At 29.9% G+C, this 15,889-nt stretch carries 21 protein-coding genes; all 21 read right to left on the bottom strand.

The annotated features are described in order from the left end of the window. Position 1: 1 nt before the first annotated feature. Positions 2-487: a peptidoglycan-associated lipoprotein Pal gene (gene pal / locus L8X97_RS05995; protein WP_133319660.1), complete on the bottom strand. Its 486-nt coding sequence runs from the start codon at positions 485-487 to the stop codon at positions 2-4. A gap of 66 nt (positions 488-553) precedes the next feature. Next, on the bottom strand, positions 554-1,753 hold the full coding sequence (gene tolB, locus L8X97_RS05990) for a Tol-Pal system protein TolB (RefSeq protein ID WP_220566503.1): 1,200 nt from the start codon (positions 1,751-1,753) through the stop codon (positions 554-556). Then, on the bottom strand, positions 1,753-2,529 hold the full coding sequence (locus tag L8X97_RS05985; protein WP_133319662.1) for a TonB C-terminal domain-containing protein: 777 nt from the start codon (positions 2,527-2,529) through the stop codon (positions 1,753-1,755). The genes tolB and L8X97_RS05985 overlap by 1 nt, the downstream gene beginning before the upstream one ends. A 3-nt stretch (positions 2,530-2,532) precedes the next feature. Then, complete coding sequence (locus L8X97_RS05980; protein ID WP_133319663.1) at positions 2,533-2,922, bottom strand: ExbD/TolR family protein; 390 nt, start codon at positions 2,920-2,922, stop codon at positions 2,533-2,535. Then, positions 2,923-3,483 carry a MotA/TolQ/ExbB proton channel family protein gene (locus L8X97_RS05975; RefSeq protein WP_220566504.1) on the bottom strand — a complete coding sequence of 187 codons (561 nt, stop codon included), beginning with the start codon at positions 3,481-3,483 and terminating at the stop codon, positions 2,923-2,925. Then, entirely contained in the window at positions 3,483-3,875 is a 393-nt protein-coding gene (gene atpC, locus L8X97_RS05970) for an ATP synthase F1 subunit epsilon (protein ID WP_133319665.1), read from the bottom strand. Before atpC ends, L8X97_RS05975 begins: the two co-directional genes overlap by 1 nt. A 2-nt stretch (positions 3,876-3,877) precedes the next feature. After that, complete coding sequence (gene atpD / locus L8X97_RS05965; RefSeq protein ID WP_133319666.1) at positions 3,878-5,275, bottom strand: F0F1 ATP synthase subunit beta; 1,398 nt, start codon at positions 5,273-5,275, stop codon at positions 3,878-3,880. A gap of 14 nt (positions 5,276-5,289) precedes the next feature. Then, positions 5,290-6,174, bottom strand: a complete 885-nt coding sequence (gene atpG, locus L8X97_RS05960) for an ATP synthase F1 subunit gamma (protein ID WP_263659716.1) — start codon at positions 6,172-6,174, stop codon at positions 5,290-5,292. A 9-nt stretch (positions 6,175-6,183) separates the two neighbouring features. Next, a complete protein-coding gene (gene atpA / locus L8X97_RS05955) occupies positions 6,184-7,689 on the bottom strand; it encodes a F0F1 ATP synthase subunit alpha (RefSeq protein ID WP_133319668.1) in 1,506 nt (501 codons plus the stop codon). A gap of 9 nt (positions 7,690-7,698) precedes the next feature. Next, the gene (locus L8X97_RS05950) at positions 7,699-8,220 is read right to left on the bottom strand and encodes a F0F1 ATP synthase subunit delta (protein WP_133319669.1); all 522 of its coding nucleotides are present in this window, start codon (positions 8,218-8,220) and stop codon (positions 7,699-7,701) included. Next, positions 8,220-8,732 (bottom strand): F0F1 ATP synthase subunit B, encoded by a 513-nt coding sequence (locus tag L8X97_RS05945; RefSeq protein WP_133319670.1) that lies wholly within the window; start codon positions 8,730-8,732, stop codon positions 8,220-8,222. Before L8X97_RS05945 ends, L8X97_RS05950 begins: the two co-directional genes overlap by 1 nt. A gap of 9 nt (positions 8,733-8,741) precedes the next feature. Continuing rightward, the gene (locus tag L8X97_RS05940; RefSeq protein ID WP_133319671.1) at positions 8,742-9,167 is read right to left on the bottom strand and encodes a FoF1 ATP synthase subunit B'; all 426 of its coding nucleotides are present in this window, start codon (positions 9,165-9,167) and stop codon (positions 8,742-8,744) included. A 63-nt stretch (positions 9,168-9,230) separates the two neighbouring features. Further along, a complete protein-coding gene (locus L8X97_RS05935) occupies positions 9,231-10,082 on the bottom strand; it encodes a ParB/RepB/Spo0J family partition protein (RefSeq protein WP_263662857.1) in 852 nt (283 codons plus the stop codon). A 3-nt stretch (positions 10,083-10,085) separates the two neighbouring features. After that, the gene (locus tag L8X97_RS05930) at positions 10,086-10,868 is read right to left on the bottom strand and encodes a ParA family protein (protein ID WP_012660935.1); all 783 of its coding nucleotides are present in this window, start codon (positions 10,866-10,868) and stop codon (positions 10,086-10,088) included. Beyond that, the gene (locus L8X97_RS05925; RefSeq protein ID WP_263662856.1) at positions 10,865-11,500 is read right to left on the bottom strand and encodes a biotin--[acetyl-CoA-carboxylase] ligase; all 636 of its coding nucleotides are present in this window, start codon (positions 11,498-11,500) and stop codon (positions 10,865-10,867) included. Before L8X97_RS05925 ends, L8X97_RS05930 begins: the two co-directional genes overlap by 4 nt. Next, positions 11,481-12,392 carry a methionyl-tRNA formyltransferase gene (gene fmt / locus L8X97_RS05920; protein WP_263662855.1) on the bottom strand — a complete coding sequence of 304 codons (912 nt, stop codon included), beginning with the start codon at positions 12,390-12,392 and terminating at the stop codon, positions 11,481-11,483. Before fmt ends, L8X97_RS05925 begins: the two co-directional genes overlap by 20 nt. Further along, positions 12,389-12,856, bottom strand: a complete 468-nt coding sequence (locus tag L8X97_RS05915; protein WP_263662854.1) for a DUF6194 family protein — start codon at positions 12,854-12,856, stop codon at positions 12,389-12,391. The genes fmt and L8X97_RS05915 overlap by 4 nt, the downstream gene beginning before the upstream one ends. Then, a complete protein-coding gene (gene obgE / locus L8X97_RS05910) occupies positions 12,856-13,899 on the bottom strand; it encodes a GTPase ObgE (protein ID WP_263662853.1) in 1,044 nt (347 codons plus the stop codon). Before obgE ends, L8X97_RS05915 begins: the two co-directional genes overlap by 1 nt. Positions 13,900-13,994: 95 nt before the next feature. Then, on the bottom strand, positions 13,995-14,249 hold the full coding sequence (rpmA, locus tag L8X97_RS05905; RefSeq protein ID WP_039649045.1) for a 50S ribosomal protein L27: 255 nt from the start codon (positions 14,247-14,249) through the stop codon (positions 13,995-13,997). A 10-nt stretch (positions 14,250-14,259) separates the two neighbouring features. Then, positions 14,260-14,568: a 50S ribosomal protein L21 gene (gene rplU, locus L8X97_RS05900; RefSeq protein ID WP_263659711.1), complete on the bottom strand. Its 309-nt coding sequence runs from the start codon at positions 14,566-14,568 to the stop codon at positions 14,260-14,262. 150 nt (positions 14,569-14,718) lie between these two features. Further along, on the bottom strand, positions 14,719-15,753 hold the full coding sequence (locus L8X97_RS05895; RefSeq protein ID WP_263662852.1) for a cytochrome-c peroxidase: 1,035 nt from the start codon (positions 15,751-15,753) through the stop codon (positions 14,719-14,721). Positions 15,754-15,889: the final 136 nt, after the last annotated feature.

Raw genomic sequence — 15,889 nt, 5'->3', positions numbered from 1 at the left:
CTTATTTTGATAATTTAAATTCTGCACGACGATTTTGCGCATCACAAGCTTTTGTTCTTTCAGTACATACAGGATTAGTTTCTCCATAACTTTTTACGCTTATTCTATCTGCGCTAACACCTTGAGCTACTAAAGATTCTTTAACAGCTTTAGCTCTTTTTAAACCTAAAGCTTGATTATATTCATCAGTTCCCCATTCATCGCAGTTTCCCTCAACTACAATTGCAGCATTCGCGGCTTCTTTGTTGAAAATTTCAGCATTATCTGCAACAACTTTTTGCATATCTTTTCTAACATTAAATTTATCAAAATCAAAATACACATTTGCAATAGAATTTAAAGATTCAAGATTTTCAAATCTATCAGAACCACCACTACCTTTTGATCCATCTACACTACTTGAACTGCTTACACTAGTATTTTTTGTAGCACAACCACTTACAATAACAGCAAACGCAGTAATTGAAGCAAAAATGATTTTTTTCATTGCTTTTCCCCTTTTTTATTTAAAAATCATGTTTAATTATAACAAAAAAAATACAATTTTGATATTTTACCAATCAATTGATTGAATTTTACCCACCTTTAAACCATAATGAAAAGCCCTATTTGCATTAATTCTAATGACTCCTAAGGCACTTTGTGAACCTAAATATTTAATAAATACTACACTTTCTCCATCACTTGAAAATCTTGGAAAAAGATTTTTACCATTTGCAGTGAGTTGTCTTATATAATCACTTTGGGTTGACATTAAATAAAGATTAAAAACCCCACTTTGATTTACCTCCCTGCTAGAATAAACCATATAATGTTTATAGGTAGAAACTGAAGAATTATTTTTACCATGAAAAACTACTTGTTCTGTTAAATTAGAATCTAAATTTTGCATAAAAATATTTGGATAACCTAAACGATCTGATACAAATACGATTTTTTTATCATCATCTACAAAGTTGCCATTTACATCAATACCCGTATAATTTGTAATCTGTTTTAAATCTTTTGTATCTGTATCATACAAATACACATCTGGCTGATCTTTTGGCGCCATAGTAAGTAAAATTTTTTTACCATCATCGCTAACATCAGAAGCAACCATCATACCCTTACTAGCAATGATTTTTGTGATGTTTTTATTTTTCATATTATATTTATAAAGTGTTGGAATTTCATCTTCATAAGCAGTGAAATAAAATGCATCTTGTTCTTTATTTGCCCATTTGGGAAATAAATTTAAACCTTTTGATATTAATATCTTTTGATAAGTTAAAGTATAATCTGCTAACAAAATATCACTTTGCTTATTACCTTGAGTTCTAGCTATTAAAATTTTATGATCCATCCAATCAACTGGTGCAAAACCTAATTTTCTATTCATTTGAGCGACACTTCTATGTGCTAAAAATGGATATTCTTCAATGGAAAGAATTTGCTCATAAAATCTCGTTTTTGTTTCATTTGCAGCTAAAATTTCAACATCAATATCCAAAAGCTTACCATTTTTATTTAAAACATAAGAAAAAATATAATCACCTTGTTTTTCATCTTGAGTTAATTCAAAATTTGAACTCACTTTTATATCATTAACAAGCATATTATAAAAGCTTTTTTTAAGATCTAAATCATTCAATCTTGATTGATCTTTAATATAAATTTTAGGTAATTGCATACCTTTATTTACAACAGATATTGTCGCATCTTGCCCAAATAATACTGAACAAAAAAATAAAAACGCTAATATTTTTTTCATCACTTCTCCGTTTTAAACTCAATTATATCACTAAGTTTCATTTTAATTTTTCTTATTTTACCATTTGGAGGTAAAGTTATGTATTTTCCTTCTAAATTTTGTAAAAATTCTTTTGCCTTTTTATCAAAATTATCACTATGTGCACTAGTGGTACTTAACAAATAAAAATATCCGTTATTATCAATTACAAATTCTACTTCTATACTTAAATTACCACTAGGATTGTATATTCTCCATCTATCTTCAAGATGTTTTCTAACAGCACCTAAAAATTGATCATAAACTCCTATTTTTTGTTCTATAACAGATTGTCCTAGTTCTTGATTAATTTGTAGATTTTCATTTAATTGCTTAGAAAAATCATTGATTTTTTCTCTTTGAGTAAAAGTGGGTTTTTTCGATGGCATTGAAGATTGCACTTTTGTAGTTTTTTCTTCTTGATAGTCTTCTATTTTGCCAAATAACTCATTGAAAACACTAGCTTGTTGTTCTACATTTTGAGTATTAACATTTTTATTTGTAGTGTATTTTTGCAAAAGATTCTCTTCAAATAAACTTTGCAAATTTTCCTTTTGTAACTCTTGTATCATATTTACTTGATTTTGATTTATACTATCTCCAAGTTCTATATTAATAAAACTATTAGGATCATTAGTATATTCAATAGCTTTTGGCTTATATTCGACTAACTTAAAAAATACTAAAAAAACAACAAAAAAATAAACTAAAATCGCATAAGTAAAAGCTTTAAAATTATATGTAGAATTTTCTTCCATTTTTTACTCAGTTTGCAAAGCAACTTTTTGAAAACCCAAATGCTTCATTGTTCTTAAAACACTCATTACATCATCATATTTTAAATTCTTATCCGCTCTAATGAAAACTGTTTCTTGAGTATTATATTGCACTTTTAATGCATTCATATTATCCGCAAAACTTAAAAAATTAAATTTATCTTTTCCTATAAAAATTTCTTTTTTTGCATTAATTGTTATAATTAAACTTTTGATATTTGGAGCACTTGAAGTTTTTTGTGAACCTTGAGGAAGTTGAACTTTTTCTTCATATGTAATACTTGGTGCTGTTACCATTAAAATAGCAAGCAATACAAGCATAATATCCACTAAAGGTGTAATATTTAGTTCGGGTTTTTCTTCTAAAAACATCAATTAAACCTTTGCTGAACTTACTAATACTTTTATCTCACTATCTAAAATATTAATTAGTTCATAAGCTTTGCGTTTGATAATCAAATGAAAACTATATGCGGGAATTGCCACTAAAATTCCACAACCTGTAGCTACCAAAGCTTCACTAATTTTTGGTGCAATAATACTCAAAGAATTTTGCATTTCTAAACCACCAAAAGTTTCAAGTATAGAAATAACTGTACCAAAAAGACCTATAAAAGGAGAGGTTGAAGCAATAATACTAAGCCAAGTTAATCCAATTGTGGCTTTTTTTTCAACAGAATTTTTATAAATATTCATCTTAGTTTCATCAATCTCAATACATTTTTTTAAAATTGATGCACTTTGGCTTAAATCCCTCTCTCCTCTCATCAAAGCTTCTAAAGCCTGACTTTCATCTTGCATCCATTTATTAATAAGCATTAATCTTGAGAATAAAATGCTAAAACTAAGTATAAAATACACCGAAAGCCAAGCCAATACAATATAAGTAATTAAGCTTGTATTTTCAAAAAAATGAAAAATTGATTGAAAATCCACTATTTTTGCCTTACATTATTATCCATCTTAGCAAAAGTAGAAGCTAAAGCAACACTATCACTACTCATAGATTTGATTAAATCTTTTGCATCTGCTAATCTTTTTGCTATTTCACTATCACTATTTCCTCCAACCCACACAGCACCTTTTGCTAAAACACTTACTTTCGTTTCAGAAACTTTCGCATGACCTGAATCAATAGCAACTAACTCATGGGTAGAATCTGATTTTTCTATATCTATAATCCCTGCCCTTAAAGAAGAAATTAAAGATGCATGTCCTTTTAAAACACCAAATTCACCTTCACTTCCAGGAAGAACAATAGATTTTACATTATCATTGTAAATCATACCAAGAGGCGTTACCACCTCTATATGTATTAAATTATCCATTATTAAGCCTTAAGTTTTTCTGCTTTTTCAATAACTTCATCAATTCCACCTACCATATAGAAAGCATTTTCAGGTAAATGGTCATATTTTCCTTCTAAAATACCTTTAAAACCTGCTATTGTATCTTCTAAACTAATATATTTACCAGGACTTCCTGTAAATACTTCAGCAACGAAGAATGGTTGAGATAGGAATTTTTCAATTTTTCTTGCTCTTTCAACGATCAATTTATCTTCTTCACTCAATTCATCCATACCTAAAATAGCAATAATATCTTGCAAATCTTTGTATTTTTGAAGTACTGATTGTACTCCACGAGCTACTTTATAATGCTCTTCACCAATAATTTGTGGATCAAGCATTCTTGAAGTAGAATCAAGCGGATCAACAGCTGGATAAATACCTTTTTCAGCAATTGATCTATTTAAAACCGTAGTTGCATCTAAATGCGCAAAAACAGTTGCAGGAGCAGGGTCTGTTAAATCATCTGCTGGCACATAAACTGCTTGAACTGAAGTAATAGAACCTTTTTTAGTTGAAGTAATTCTTTCTTGGAATTTACCCATTTCGCTAGCTAAAGTTGGTTGATAGCCAACGGCTGAAGGAATTCTTCCTAAAAGTGCCGACATTTCAGAACCTGATTGTGAAAATCTAAAGATATTATCAATAAACATCAATACATCAAGTCCCATTTCATCTCTAAAATACTCAGCCATAGTAAGACCTGTTAAAGCAATACGATTTCTTGCTCCTGGTGGTTCATTCATTTGACCATAACATAATGCAACTTTATCTAAAACATTACTTTCTTTCATTTCATTGTAAAGATCATTACCCTCACGAGTTCTTTCACCAACACCTGCAAAAACAGAATAACCGCTATGTTTAAATGCAACATTGTGGATTAACTCCATAATAATAACGGTTTTACCAACACCTGCACCACCAAAAAGTCCTACTTTACCACCTTTTGCATAAGGAGCTAACAAATCAACTACCTTAATACCTGTTTCAAAAATTTCACTTTTTGTACTTTGCTCTTCAAATGGAGGTGGATCTCTATGGATTGACCAATGTTTATCAAAATTGATCTCTTCGCCCTCATCAATCAAATCACCTGTTACATTAAAAATTCTTCCAAGTACTTTTTCGCCCACTGGAACGCTAATTGGGTTTCCAGTCGCAACAGCCGTTAAACCCCTAACAAGACCATCAGTCATATCCATAGCGATAGTTCTTACTTTATTATCACCCAAATGCGCAGCTACTTCAAGCACTAGCTTGCATTCTTTTCCTTCTAATTCATAATTTACGATTATAGCTTCGTTAATTTGTGGAAGATACTCTTTAAATTCAACATCAACCACTGGTCCTAAAACTTGAGAAATAAAACCTTGCATCATCACTCCTAAATTTATTTCATTGACTCAACACCACTGATAATTTCTATCAATTCGGTGGTAATAGATTCTTGTCTTGCTTTATTATAAGCTAAATTGAGCTGTTTAACTCTAGCTTTTGCATTATTGGTTGCATTATCCATAGCTTGCATTCTTGCACTATGCTCAGCCGCCAAAGAATCAACTAAAGAAAAATACATATTATATTCAAAATAAGTTTTTAATAAATCATTTAAAATTTCTTCATCTTCAGGTTCTAAATCCATTAAAGATTGAGACTCTTGTTCTTCTTTGCTCGCAATAGCTTGCACTGGTAATAATTCATTAATACGAATTTCTTGTGAAATCATATTTTTATAGCCATTATGTACAATTACAACCTTATCTGTAACTTCATTTATAAAATCATCAACTGCATTTTCAATAATAGCACAAGCTTTTTCATAATCAGGGCTAGAGCTTGTGTCTAAATATTTTTCTAAAATTTCAATATTTTGAAAATTAAAATACTCTATACCTGTTTTACCAATAGCTCTTAATCTTACTTTGATTTTTTTTGCTTTACAATCTTCAAGCATTTCATTTACTGTTTTAATAGTTTTAATGTTAAAACCACCGCATAAACCTTTATCAGCAGTAATGAAAATAATATCCATTTTCTCAATATTGTCTTTTTTTCTAAAAAACGGAAGTTTATCATCAAGTCCTTCGTATTGATTAATCTTGAAAGCAATTTCAGATAAAACTTCATCAATTTTTTGAGCAAAAACTTTTGACTTTTTAGCTGCCTCTTCTGCCTTTCTTAATTTGGCAGTAGAGACAAGCTTCATAGCATTAGTTGTCTTTTGTGTATTATGAACACTTTTTATTTTTCTTTTAATTTCTTTTAAATTAGACATTTAAAAACCTTATATGTGGTTTGCTTTAAACTCACTCAATGCTTTAGCTAATTTTTCTTCTAAATCTTTATCTAAAGCCTTTTTGGTTCTAATTTGCTCAAAAATTTCTGGATATTTAGCTTCAATAAATGGATATAAAGCTGCTTCAAATTCTCCAATTTTAGAAACTGCTATATCATCTAAATATCCTTTAGTTCCCGCATAAATCATCACTACTTGATTTTCAGCTGAAAGCGGAGAATATGGAGGTTGCTTTAAAACTTCAACCATTCTTTGTCCGCGTTCAAGTTGCTTTCTACTTGCTTCATCTAAATCACTTGCAAATTGTGCAAAAGCTTGCAATTCTCTATATTGAGCTAAGTCAAGTCTTAAGGTACCTGAAACTTGTTTTGTTGCTTTAATTTGTGCAGCACCACCAACACGAGACACAGATAAACCAACATTAATCGCAGGACGAATACCTGAGTTAAACAAATCTGTCTCTAAGAAAATTTGACCATCGGTAATTGAAATAACATTGGTTGGAATGTAAGCTGAAACATCTCCTGCTTGAGTTTCAATAATAGGTAATGCTGTTAAGCTTCCTGCGCCAAGCTCATCACTTAATTTACTTGCTCTTTCAAGCAATCTTGAATGTAAATAAAATACATCCCCTGGATAAGCTTCACGACCCGGAGGACGACGCAAAATCAAAGACATTTCACGATAGGCAACAGCATGCTTACTCAAATCATCATAAACAATCAACGCATGTCTTGAGTTATCTCTAAAATACTCACCCATAGTTACACCTGTATATGGAGCAAGATATTGCAATGCAGCAGGATCTGAAGCACCTGCATTTACCACTATACTATAATCCATTGCACCGTATTCTTCAAGCTTTTTAACTACTTGAGCCACTGTGCTTTGTTTTTGACCAATTGCCACATAAATACAAATAACATCTTTACCTTTTTGACTAATAATTGTATCTATTGCAACAGTAGTTTTACCCGTTTGTCTATCACCAATAATTAGCTCTCTTTGTCCTCTACCAATTGGAACTAAAGCATCAATAGCTTTAATACCCGTATGTAATGGTTCATGAACACTTTTTCTAGCCATAATACCTTTTGCTTTTTCTTCCACAAAGCGATATTCACTTGTTTCAATCGCTCCTTTAGCATCAATTGGCTCACCTAAAGCATTCACAACACGGCCTATCAACGCATCACCAACTGGAACCTTTAGAAGTTTTTTTAATCTTTTTACAGAACTTCCTTCTTTTAAGCCAAGTCCCTTTCCTAAAATAACAATACCAACACTTGATTCTTCAAGGTTAAGCACCATTCCCTTTTCGCCATTTTCAAATTCAACCATCTCACCAGCCATAGCATTTTTAAGACCATAAACCTTAGCAACACCATCAGCAACTGAAATAATCTTACCAGTTTCTTCTATTTCAAGATTAAAATCAAATTTTTCAATTCTTTCTTTTATAATAGAACTAATTTCATCTGCTTTAAATTTCATCAAGTCTCCTTAAATTGCTTTTAATATATATTCATTCATTTTAGCTTTTAAGCTTTGCATTGAAAATGAAATTTCATAACCAAGTCCATCTAAGCTAATTTTTACACTGTCATTATCACTTATTTTACTATCTAATCTAATCTTTGCGTTGAATTTAAGACTAAGTTTTTCTTCTAAATTTTTAATTTCTTCTTCACTTAATTTTTCTTTTGAATAAACTTGCCCTAAAAATTCATTTTCTTTTAATGCTTTTTGTTCACTCAATTCTTTAGTAATGCTTGGAATTAACATCTCTCTATTGTTGCCAACAACTAAGCTCATAAAATTTTTAAAAGCATCACTTGGATTATCTAATAAAGAAAGTATAAAATCTAATTTTTTTTCTTGTTTAAGCTCATAAGCATTTAAAATACTTACAAATTTATCAGAAGCAAAAGCTGAACTAAGTTGTAATAAATTTGAATAAAAATTTTCAAAATCTTTTCTTTCTAATATAGCTTTTGCATAGGTTTTTGCAATTACACTTTCCATCAAGACACCTTTTTCATCATGATATTTAAAATTTCTTTTTGCTGAAGCTGTAAACTTTGATCTTCAAAAATTTCTTCTAAAACCGCTTGCACAACTTCTTTTTCCATTCTTCTTATTTCATATTCTTTATGCTCTTCATAAGTTTTTTCTAAAGCCTTAATCTCCATTTTTGTTTCAGCTTCTATTTTATCTGTAATGATTTCTGCTTCTTTTTTTGCAAGAGCAACTGCATTAATTGCTTCTTGTTTAGCTAAATCTAGTTTTTTCATCATTTCTAATTTATGATTTTTGCTTGCAATAAGTTTTTCTTGTATTTCATTCATCCTAGAGGCAATTTTTGCAATTCTTCCGTGGTAAAAATTTTTTAAAGGTGTTGCTATAAAATAATATAAAATAGCAGCAAACAAAACAAAATTAACTGCTCTTGGGATAATATCATACTCGCCACTTCCATTACCTGCTGCAAAAGCATAAAAAGGAAGCACCGATAATAATGTAATTTTTTTCAACATTTATCTTCCTTAAATTTTACTCAAGCTATCTTTAAAGCTTTGCTTAAATTCTGGCATTTTTAAACGCATCTCTTCTTTTAATTCTTTTTCTTTTTCTCTTAGACTTTTTAGAAAAACATGCATTTGTTCTTCTAATTCTTTTTTCTTTATTGATAATTCTTTTTCTTGTTTTATTTTAGCTTCTTCTACTGCTTTTGCTTTGATTTGATTAATCTCATCTCTTGTTTGTATATGAATTTTTTCCAACTCATTTTCTACATTTGAAACATCATCAGAATTTTTTTTCATTTTTTCTTCGTCATTTTTAATAGTCAAATCTCTAGAATCCATAAATTTAATCAAAGGTTTATAGAGTATAGAATTTAAAATTGCTATCATAAGCAAAAAAATGACACCAGTAGCTATCATGATGGAAAAATGTACATCATTAAACATTAATACTCCTAAATAAATCTAAATAAAACGCGCAATTATACCAAAATATACCTAAAAGCATATTTAATCTAGTATTTTTAAAAATTTTAAAATCTCATTTTCGTCAGAAAAATTAACAATAATTTTTAAATCTTTCACTACTGTCTTAAATCCAAAAGATTCTATTTTTTCTTTTAAATTTAATATAGATTGATTTTGCTTATCTAAATTTGTATTTTTTTCTAAATTATTTGAATTTTTAAAATTTTTAATCAGTTTTTCTGTATCTCTTACATTAAGTTTTTGACCTATGATAGTATCAACTATCATTTTTTCTTCTTCTTTTTCAAGTCCTACTAAAACTTTTGCATGACCTTGTGAAATTTTACCTTCTATAATGAAATTTTGTGTTTGCTCATTTAAATTTAAAAGTCTTAAGGTATTAGCAATTTGTGGTCTTGACTTGTGAATAAGATCTGCTAATTTTTCTTGAGTTATGTCATGAATTTCCAATAATTCTTTGTAAGAATGTGCCAATTCTATAGGATTTAAATTTTCCCTTTGGATATTTTCAATCAAAGCAAGCTCGCGTAATTTTATATCATCCACATTTAAAACTACGGCTTTAATCTGTTCTTTTTCTAAAAGCTTACATGCTCTAAATCTTCTCTCGCCAGCTATTATAATATAATCAAATTCATCTTTTTTAAAAACTACAATAGGCTGAATTAAACCATATTCTTTAATAGACCCCGCAAGCTCTTCTAAAGCTTGTGTATCAAAATTTTTCCTTGGCTGATAAGGATTTGGACTAATTAAATCTATATCAATTTCTTCTATTTTGCCTTCTTTTAATCCTAATTCTTTTTCATAAACCTCATCAATATCAGCCAAAATACTACTTAAACCTCTTCCTAATGCACTTTTTTTTGCCATTTTTTATCCTAATATAGAATGTGCTAAATTTTGATATGCTACTGAACCTGGGGATTTTATATCATAAAGTATAATAGGTTTTCCATAACTTGGACTTTCAGCAAGTTTTACATTTCTTGGTATGATGATAAAATCATCTTCATTATCACCTGTTCTAAATAGCTTTTGCTTGAAATTTTGCTTTAAATCTTCCACGGTATCTTTTGAAAGATTATTTTGTGAGCTATACATAGTTGGTAAAAAACCTTTTATTTTTAACTTTGGATTGATAGTTTTTTTCACAAATTTTATGGTGTTTAAAACCATCGCAACACCCTCAAGCGCATAAAATTCACATTGTATAGGGATAATAACACTATCGCTTGCTGCAAAAGCATTTACCGTAATGCTTCCAAGTGCAGGAGGTGAGTCAATGATAATAAAATCATAATCTTTAGCAATTTCTTTGATTTTTTCTCTTAAAATCGTTCTATATTCTCCGCTTTCTTTTACTACTTCTTGTTCAATTCCAACCAAAGAAATATTTGATGGAGCTAAGTATAATTGTGGAAGTTCAGTTTTTAAAATGATTTCAGAAAGTTTTTTCCTGCCTATAAAAACATGGTAAATATTATACTCATAATTACTTCTATTAAAACCAAGTCCTGTTGTAGCATTAGCTTGTGGATCAATATCTATCAAAAGAACCTTTTTTTCAGCTACTGCTAAAGAAGCCGCTAGATTAATAGCGGTAGTAGTTTTACCTACCCCGCCTTTTTGATTTGCAATAGTTATTATCTCACTCATCTTAAACTATATATCCTTTTATTATCTAACAATATAGAACCATCTTTATACAACAAAGCATCTTTTAAAGATAAAATCTTACCTTCATTATGTATAAAAAAATTTCTTGATTTTTCAAATTCTAGCATATACTTGCTAAAAATATTCTTCCATAAAATTTTCTCATCTACATAAGAAAAATACTCATTTAAAAGTTTTGCTATATCTACTTCTATATCTAAAATTTCAGCATTAAATGGAGCATATTTAAGATTAATCCCTATTCCTACAACCAAAAAATCATTGATTTTAGAACTCATCAGACCGCCTATTTTTTTATCTTCTATATAAAAATCATTGGGCCATTTAATCCATACTTTCGAATTTTTTCTTTGCAATACTTCTTTCATTAAAAATGCAAAATATATACTAGCAGAAGCCAAAGGAAGATCTTGTACTAATTCTTGAGTTTTTATGCAAAAAGATACATGTAAATTTCCTTGCTTACTTTGCCAAGCATTGTCCCTACTACCTATACCAGCACTTTGGATAAAAGCACAAATGGCTGTATTGTTAGTAATTTCTCCACTACGAATTTTATCACTTAAATAAATTTGAGTTGATTCAAGCTCATCAAAATAAACTATCTCCAAGTTTTAACCTTTTTCCATTTAAATAAGTCTTAGCGTCTAAAGCCTTTTTTCCACTTTCTTGTAAATTTTTAATCCTTAAAACACCTTTTTTACATGAAAGCAAAAAGCCTTCCTTTTCTATTTGTAAAATCACGCCTGATTTTTGAGTTTTTTCACTATCGACTAATTCTATATCTAAAAATTTCAAACCATTTTCTAAAAAAATTCCAGGCCAAGGTGTAAAAGCTAGAAATTTTTGATAAATTTCATTTGCATTATTTAAAGCAATCAAGCCATCTTCTTTTTTGATTTTTTTACAATGTGTAACTAAATTTTCATCTTGCTTTTTTGGGATAATTTTTTCAAAATTCAAAAGTGTAGAAACAGTAAGCTTAGCAGCTAAATTTGAAAGCATAATAAACACTTCAGCTGAATTTCTACCTGCGATATCACATTCTATACTTTCTAAGATTGCACCACTATCAAGTCCTTCTTCCATAAGCATAGTACAAACCCCGCTTATTTTATCCCCATTTAAAATAGCACTTTGTATAGGTGAAGCACCACGATATTTAGGAAGTAAGGAAGCGTGCAAATTGATACAAGGAGCAATATCTAAAATTTCTTTTGGTAAAATTTTCCCATAAGCAGCAACAACTATAAAATCAGGTTTTAGGCTTTTTATTCTATTGGTTATGTTTTCATCTTTTAAGCTTTTTGGAGTGAAAATTTCTATATTTAAATTATCTTCTAAAACAAATTTTTTAGTATCACTTGGGGTTAAAATTTGTTTTCTACCCACAGGTTTATCAGGTTGGGTAAATAAAGCTTGGATATTAAACCCTTTATCAACAAGCTCTTTTAAAATACAAGTTGCATAAGATGGAGTTCCCATAAAAATGATATTTTTCATAATACCACTATCCTTTTTTTATAAGTTTTTATAGCTTTTTGATATGAAAGCTCAAGATAATCTTTAAAAATTTCAAAATTTTTTCTAGAAGGGTTGTTGATGCAAATATATCCCATATAAGCATAAATTGGATGAGGCATGATAAAATCAAGCATAGAAAAATCATAATTTAAACTAACAACCTCACCCTTTAAAGCTTTTTTAGGTTTTTTGCCAAAAAGATTTTGGTAATCTTGATCACAAAGAGAGCAACTTAGACGAAATACACCTTCTCTATTTAAATTCGAAGCTTTATCATTTATGCCATCATTTTCTTTAATAGTGCAAAAATAAACTCCGTTTTTTAAAACCTTATCGGGGTTATAAAAAAAGCCATGTTCTTTATAAGTAAATTTATATACCAAGCCTTTAAAATTAGACTTGATATATTCTTGAATAAAATCTATAGTTAAATTTTCACTCATCAAAGATTATTTTGACTTCTAATTTTTTTAACTTCTTCTAAAAGCATAAATTTAAGCTCTTTAAGTCCAGTTTTTTCAAGGCTTGATACTTTAATAAAAAAACTTTGCGGATTATTTTGACTTTGCAAATAAGCTTTTAGCTCATTATAATTATCTTCCATTTTTTGTGCAAATTCTTCGCCTAAATTTACACTATCACTTTTTGAAAGCATTAAGCCAAAATTTCTTGCATAAAGCTTGCTTGAAAATTTTTCCAATTCTTTTCTTAAAATACAAAATTGCTCTTTTAAACTCATATCTCTTAATGGATCAAGCACAAAAAGCAAAAAAGAAGTCCTTTCTATATGTCTTAAAAACTCAAGTCCCAAACCCCTGCCATCGCTTGCACCTTCTATAATACCTGGGATATCTGCCATCACAAAAGAATTATAATCATCTACTTCAACCATACCAAGTTTTGGAGTTAAAGTAGTAAATTCATAATTAGCTATTTCAGGTCTTGCATTAGATACTACGCTTATAAGAGTGGATTTTCCTACATTTGGAAAGCCCACAAGTCCAACATCTGCTATGAGTTTTAATTCTAAGCGCACGCTTAAGGTTTTTCCTGCCACGCCTGGTTGGGCATAATCTGGGCGTTGATTAGTAGAGTTTTTAAAATGAGTATTACCAAGACCACCTTTACCGCCTTTTAAAAATAATTCTTTTTGGCCCTCTACTAACATATCAAGCAAAACTTCCCCACTTTGTGCATCAATTACTTGAGTGCCTTGAGGAACGATTAATTCTAAGCTCTCCCCTCTTTTGCCGTTTTTATTACGACCTAGGCCTGGCTGGCCATTTTGTGCTTTAAGTTCTTTTTTACCTTTAAAGTGCGCTAGCGTATGGGTATTATTATCACATATAAAATATACATCGCCGCCATTTCCACCATCGCCGCCATCAGGCCCACCGAGTGGAACATGTTTTTCACGGCGAAAACTCACAGCACCTTTGCCACCATTACCTGAACTTAAAACTAATTTCACATTATCTATAAACATACAATCACCAAAATATAAATTTTTAAAATGATATTATATTTTTTTTAATATATTAAGATTAAAAAGAAGAAAAAGGCTACAAAGTAGCCTTAAAATTATGCAGGATAAACAGAAACTTTTTTTCTATTTTTATCTTTTCTTTCGAATTTTACGAAACCATCAATTAAAGCAAAAATTGTATGATCTTTTCCTATGCCTACATTATTACCCGCATGAGTTGCTGTTCCTCTTTGGCGGATGATGATGTTGCCAGCGCGAACAAATTCTCCACCAAATTTTTTAACACCTAGACGACGACCTATAGAATCACGATTATTCTGAGTTGAACCTTGACCTTTCTTGTGTGCCATTCTTTACTCCTTAAGCTTTAATATCTACTACTCTAACGCGAGTAAATTGTCTTCTAAAACCGCGTTTTAATTTTGAGTCTTTTCTGCGTCTTTTTTTATAAATCACAACTTTTTTGTCTTTTCCATGAGCAATCACTTCTAAAACAACTTTTGCACCCGCAACAAACGGCGCACCTACCTTTAATTCTTTATCGCATATAGCAAGAACTTCACTTACTTCTATGCTTGATTTTGCTTCAGCTTCAAAACGATCTAATTTAAGCTCATCACCTTGGCTTACTCTGTATTGTTTTCCACTGTGTTTTATAATGGCATACATACAGCTATCCTTTCTTAAAATATTTTGGTAGCACCATAAAGCATTATGCATAAACATAAATTTAGAAAGCTTTAATGGCTAAAAACAGTAATTATATCTTGATTTTATATAAAGTAAGCTTAAGACGCAAAAAGCGTCTTAAGATTTAAATTAAAGCTCTGGTTTTGGAGTTTTTTCAGTTGCTTTTGGAAGTTGAGGGTAAGTAATGCTTGGTTTTTTACCTGTTAGGGCATGTAAGAAAGTTTCTATAGAAGCTGCTTCTTTATCAGAAATTTCTATGCCAAGTTGCACACTGCCCATTTCTTTGATTGCTTCTTGTAAAGACCAAATAGCACCATTGTGAAAATACGGAGCAGTTTCAGCAATATTTCTTAAGGTTGGAGTTTTAACTAAGCCATTTGCATCACCTTTAAAATCTCCTACATTTGCAAATTTATATCTAGCTGCTACTTGGAAAGCCTGCATACTACCACCTAAATTTACTCCTGTATGACAAGCTGTACAGCCTTTATCGATGAAAGTTTTCAAACCTTCTTTTTCTTTTTTATTTAATGCTTTTGTATCACCTTCTAAGAATTTATCAAATTTAGATGGAGTTAAAAGTGTTCTTTCAAATGTAGCAATAGCATCTGCAATATTATCAAAAGTTACTCCACTGCTACCATAAACTTTTTTAAATTCTTTTACATATTCTGGCATAGAAGCTATTTTTTCTACTGCTAATTTAGCAGGAGTTGCCATTTCAGGTTCTGCTTCAATTGGTCCTTTTGCTTGATCTGCTAAAGTTCCTGCTCTACCATCCCAAAATTGAGTTGAATTTAAAACTGAGTTATAAACTGTTGGTGAATTTAAATGATGAGGATTAGCTGTCCATTTATGTCCTACAGCAGCCGCTATACCATCAGTACCACCCATACCTAAATTATGACAGGTATTACAAGAAATCAAACCACTTTTAGAAAGTCTTGGTTCAAAATACAGCTTTTTACCAAGGTTAGCTTTCTCTTTAGAGAATTTACTAGCTTTAATACCCATTTCTTTTAATAGTTTTTCAACACCTGTCTGATCTTTTGGTAAAGGCGCCAAACCTGCAGCTTTTGCTTCATCAAGCAAAGCTTTATCGTTAGCAAAAGCAGTTGATGCAACTAATAATGATGATGCAACTAATAATGAAATTTTTTTCATTATCTACTCCTAAATAAGATAAAATAAAGCCTATTTAAAATAAACTTATTGAAAATATATCTATAATTTTCTTTAAATAATATAAAAAATTTATATTTAACAATAAAAATTATTATAGGATAAAATATCTCTTAAA

The sequence above is a fragment of the Campylobacter sp. CNRCH_2013_0671h genome (assembly GCF_025773055.1).
GTDB lineage: Bacteria > Campylobacterota > Campylobacteria > Campylobacterales > Campylobacteraceae > Campylobacter_D > Campylobacter_D lari_D.
This window is presented reverse-complemented; position numbering and strand designations above follow the sequence as displayed.

What these genes read in the sequence shown, in the direction of transcription:
- rplU (WP_263659711.1), bottom strand. Translation starts at nt 14,568, where the DNA reads ATGTATGCCATTATAAAACACAGTGGAAAACAATACAGAGTAAGCCAA.
- atpC (WP_133319665.1), bottom strand. Translation starts at nt 3,875, where the DNA reads ATGGATAATTTAATACATATAGAGGTGGTAACGCCTCTTGGTATGATT.
- fmt (WP_263662855.1), bottom strand. Translation starts at nt 12,392, where the DNA reads ATGAAAAATATCATTTTTATGGGAACTCCATCTTATGCAACTTGTATT.
- L8X97_RS05935 (WP_263662857.1), bottom strand. Translation starts at nt 10,082, where the DNA reads ATGGCAAAAAAAAGTGCATTAGGAAGAGGTTTAAGTAGTATTTTGGCT.
- L8X97_RS05940 (WP_133319671.1), bottom strand. Translation starts at nt 9,167, where the DNA reads ATGTTTAATGATGTACATTTTTCCATCATGATAGCTACTGGTGTCATT.
- L8X97_RS05915 (WP_263662854.1), bottom strand. Translation starts at nt 12,856, where the DNA reads ATGAGTGAAAATTTAACTATAGATTTTATTCAAGAATATATCAAGTCT.
- L8X97_RS05945 (WP_133319670.1), bottom strand. Translation starts at nt 8,732, where the DNA reads ATGTTGAAAAAAATTACATTATTATCGGTGCTTCCTTTTTATGCTTTT.
- obgE (WP_263662853.1), bottom strand. Translation starts at nt 13,899, where the DNA reads ATGTTTATAGATAATGTGAAATTAGTTTTAAGTTCAGGTAATGGTGGC.
- L8X97_RS05895 (WP_263662852.1), bottom strand. Translation starts at nt 15,753, where the DNA reads ATGAAAAAAATTTCATTATTAGTTGCATCATCATTATTAGTTGCATCA.
- rpmA (WP_039649045.1), bottom strand. Translation starts at nt 14,249, where the DNA reads ATGGCACACAAGAAAGGTCAAGGTTCAACTCAGAATAATCGTGATTCT.
- pal (WP_133319660.1), bottom strand. Translation starts at nt 487, where the DNA reads ATGAAAAAAATCATTTTTGCTTCAATTACTGCGTTTGCTGTTATTGTA.
- atpD (WP_133319666.1), bottom strand. Translation starts at nt 5,275, where the DNA reads ATGCAAGGTTTTATTTCTCAAGTTTTAGGACCAGTGGTTGATGTTGAA.
- atpA (WP_133319668.1), bottom strand. Translation starts at nt 7,689, where the DNA reads ATGAAATTTAAAGCAGATGAAATTAGTTCTATTATAAAAGAAAGAATT.
- tolB (WP_220566503.1), bottom strand. Translation starts at nt 1,753, where the DNA reads ATGAAAAAAATATTAGCGTTTTTATTTTTTTGTTCAGTATTATTTGGG.
- atpG (WP_263659716.1), bottom strand. Translation starts at nt 6,174, where the DNA reads ATGTCTAATTTAAAAGAAATTAAAAGAAAAATAAAAAGTGTTCATAAT.
- L8X97_RS05930 (WP_012660935.1), bottom strand. Translation starts at nt 10,868, where the DNA reads ATGAGTGAGATAATAACTATTGCAAATCAAAAAGGCGGGGTAGGTAAA.
- L8X97_RS05985 (WP_133319662.1), bottom strand. Translation starts at nt 2,529, where the DNA reads ATGGAAGAAAATTCTACATATAATTTTAAAGCTTTTACTTATGCGATT.
- L8X97_RS05950 (WP_133319669.1), bottom strand. Translation starts at nt 8,220, where the DNA reads ATGGAAAGTGTAATTGCAAAAACCTATGCAAAAGCTATATTAGAAAGA.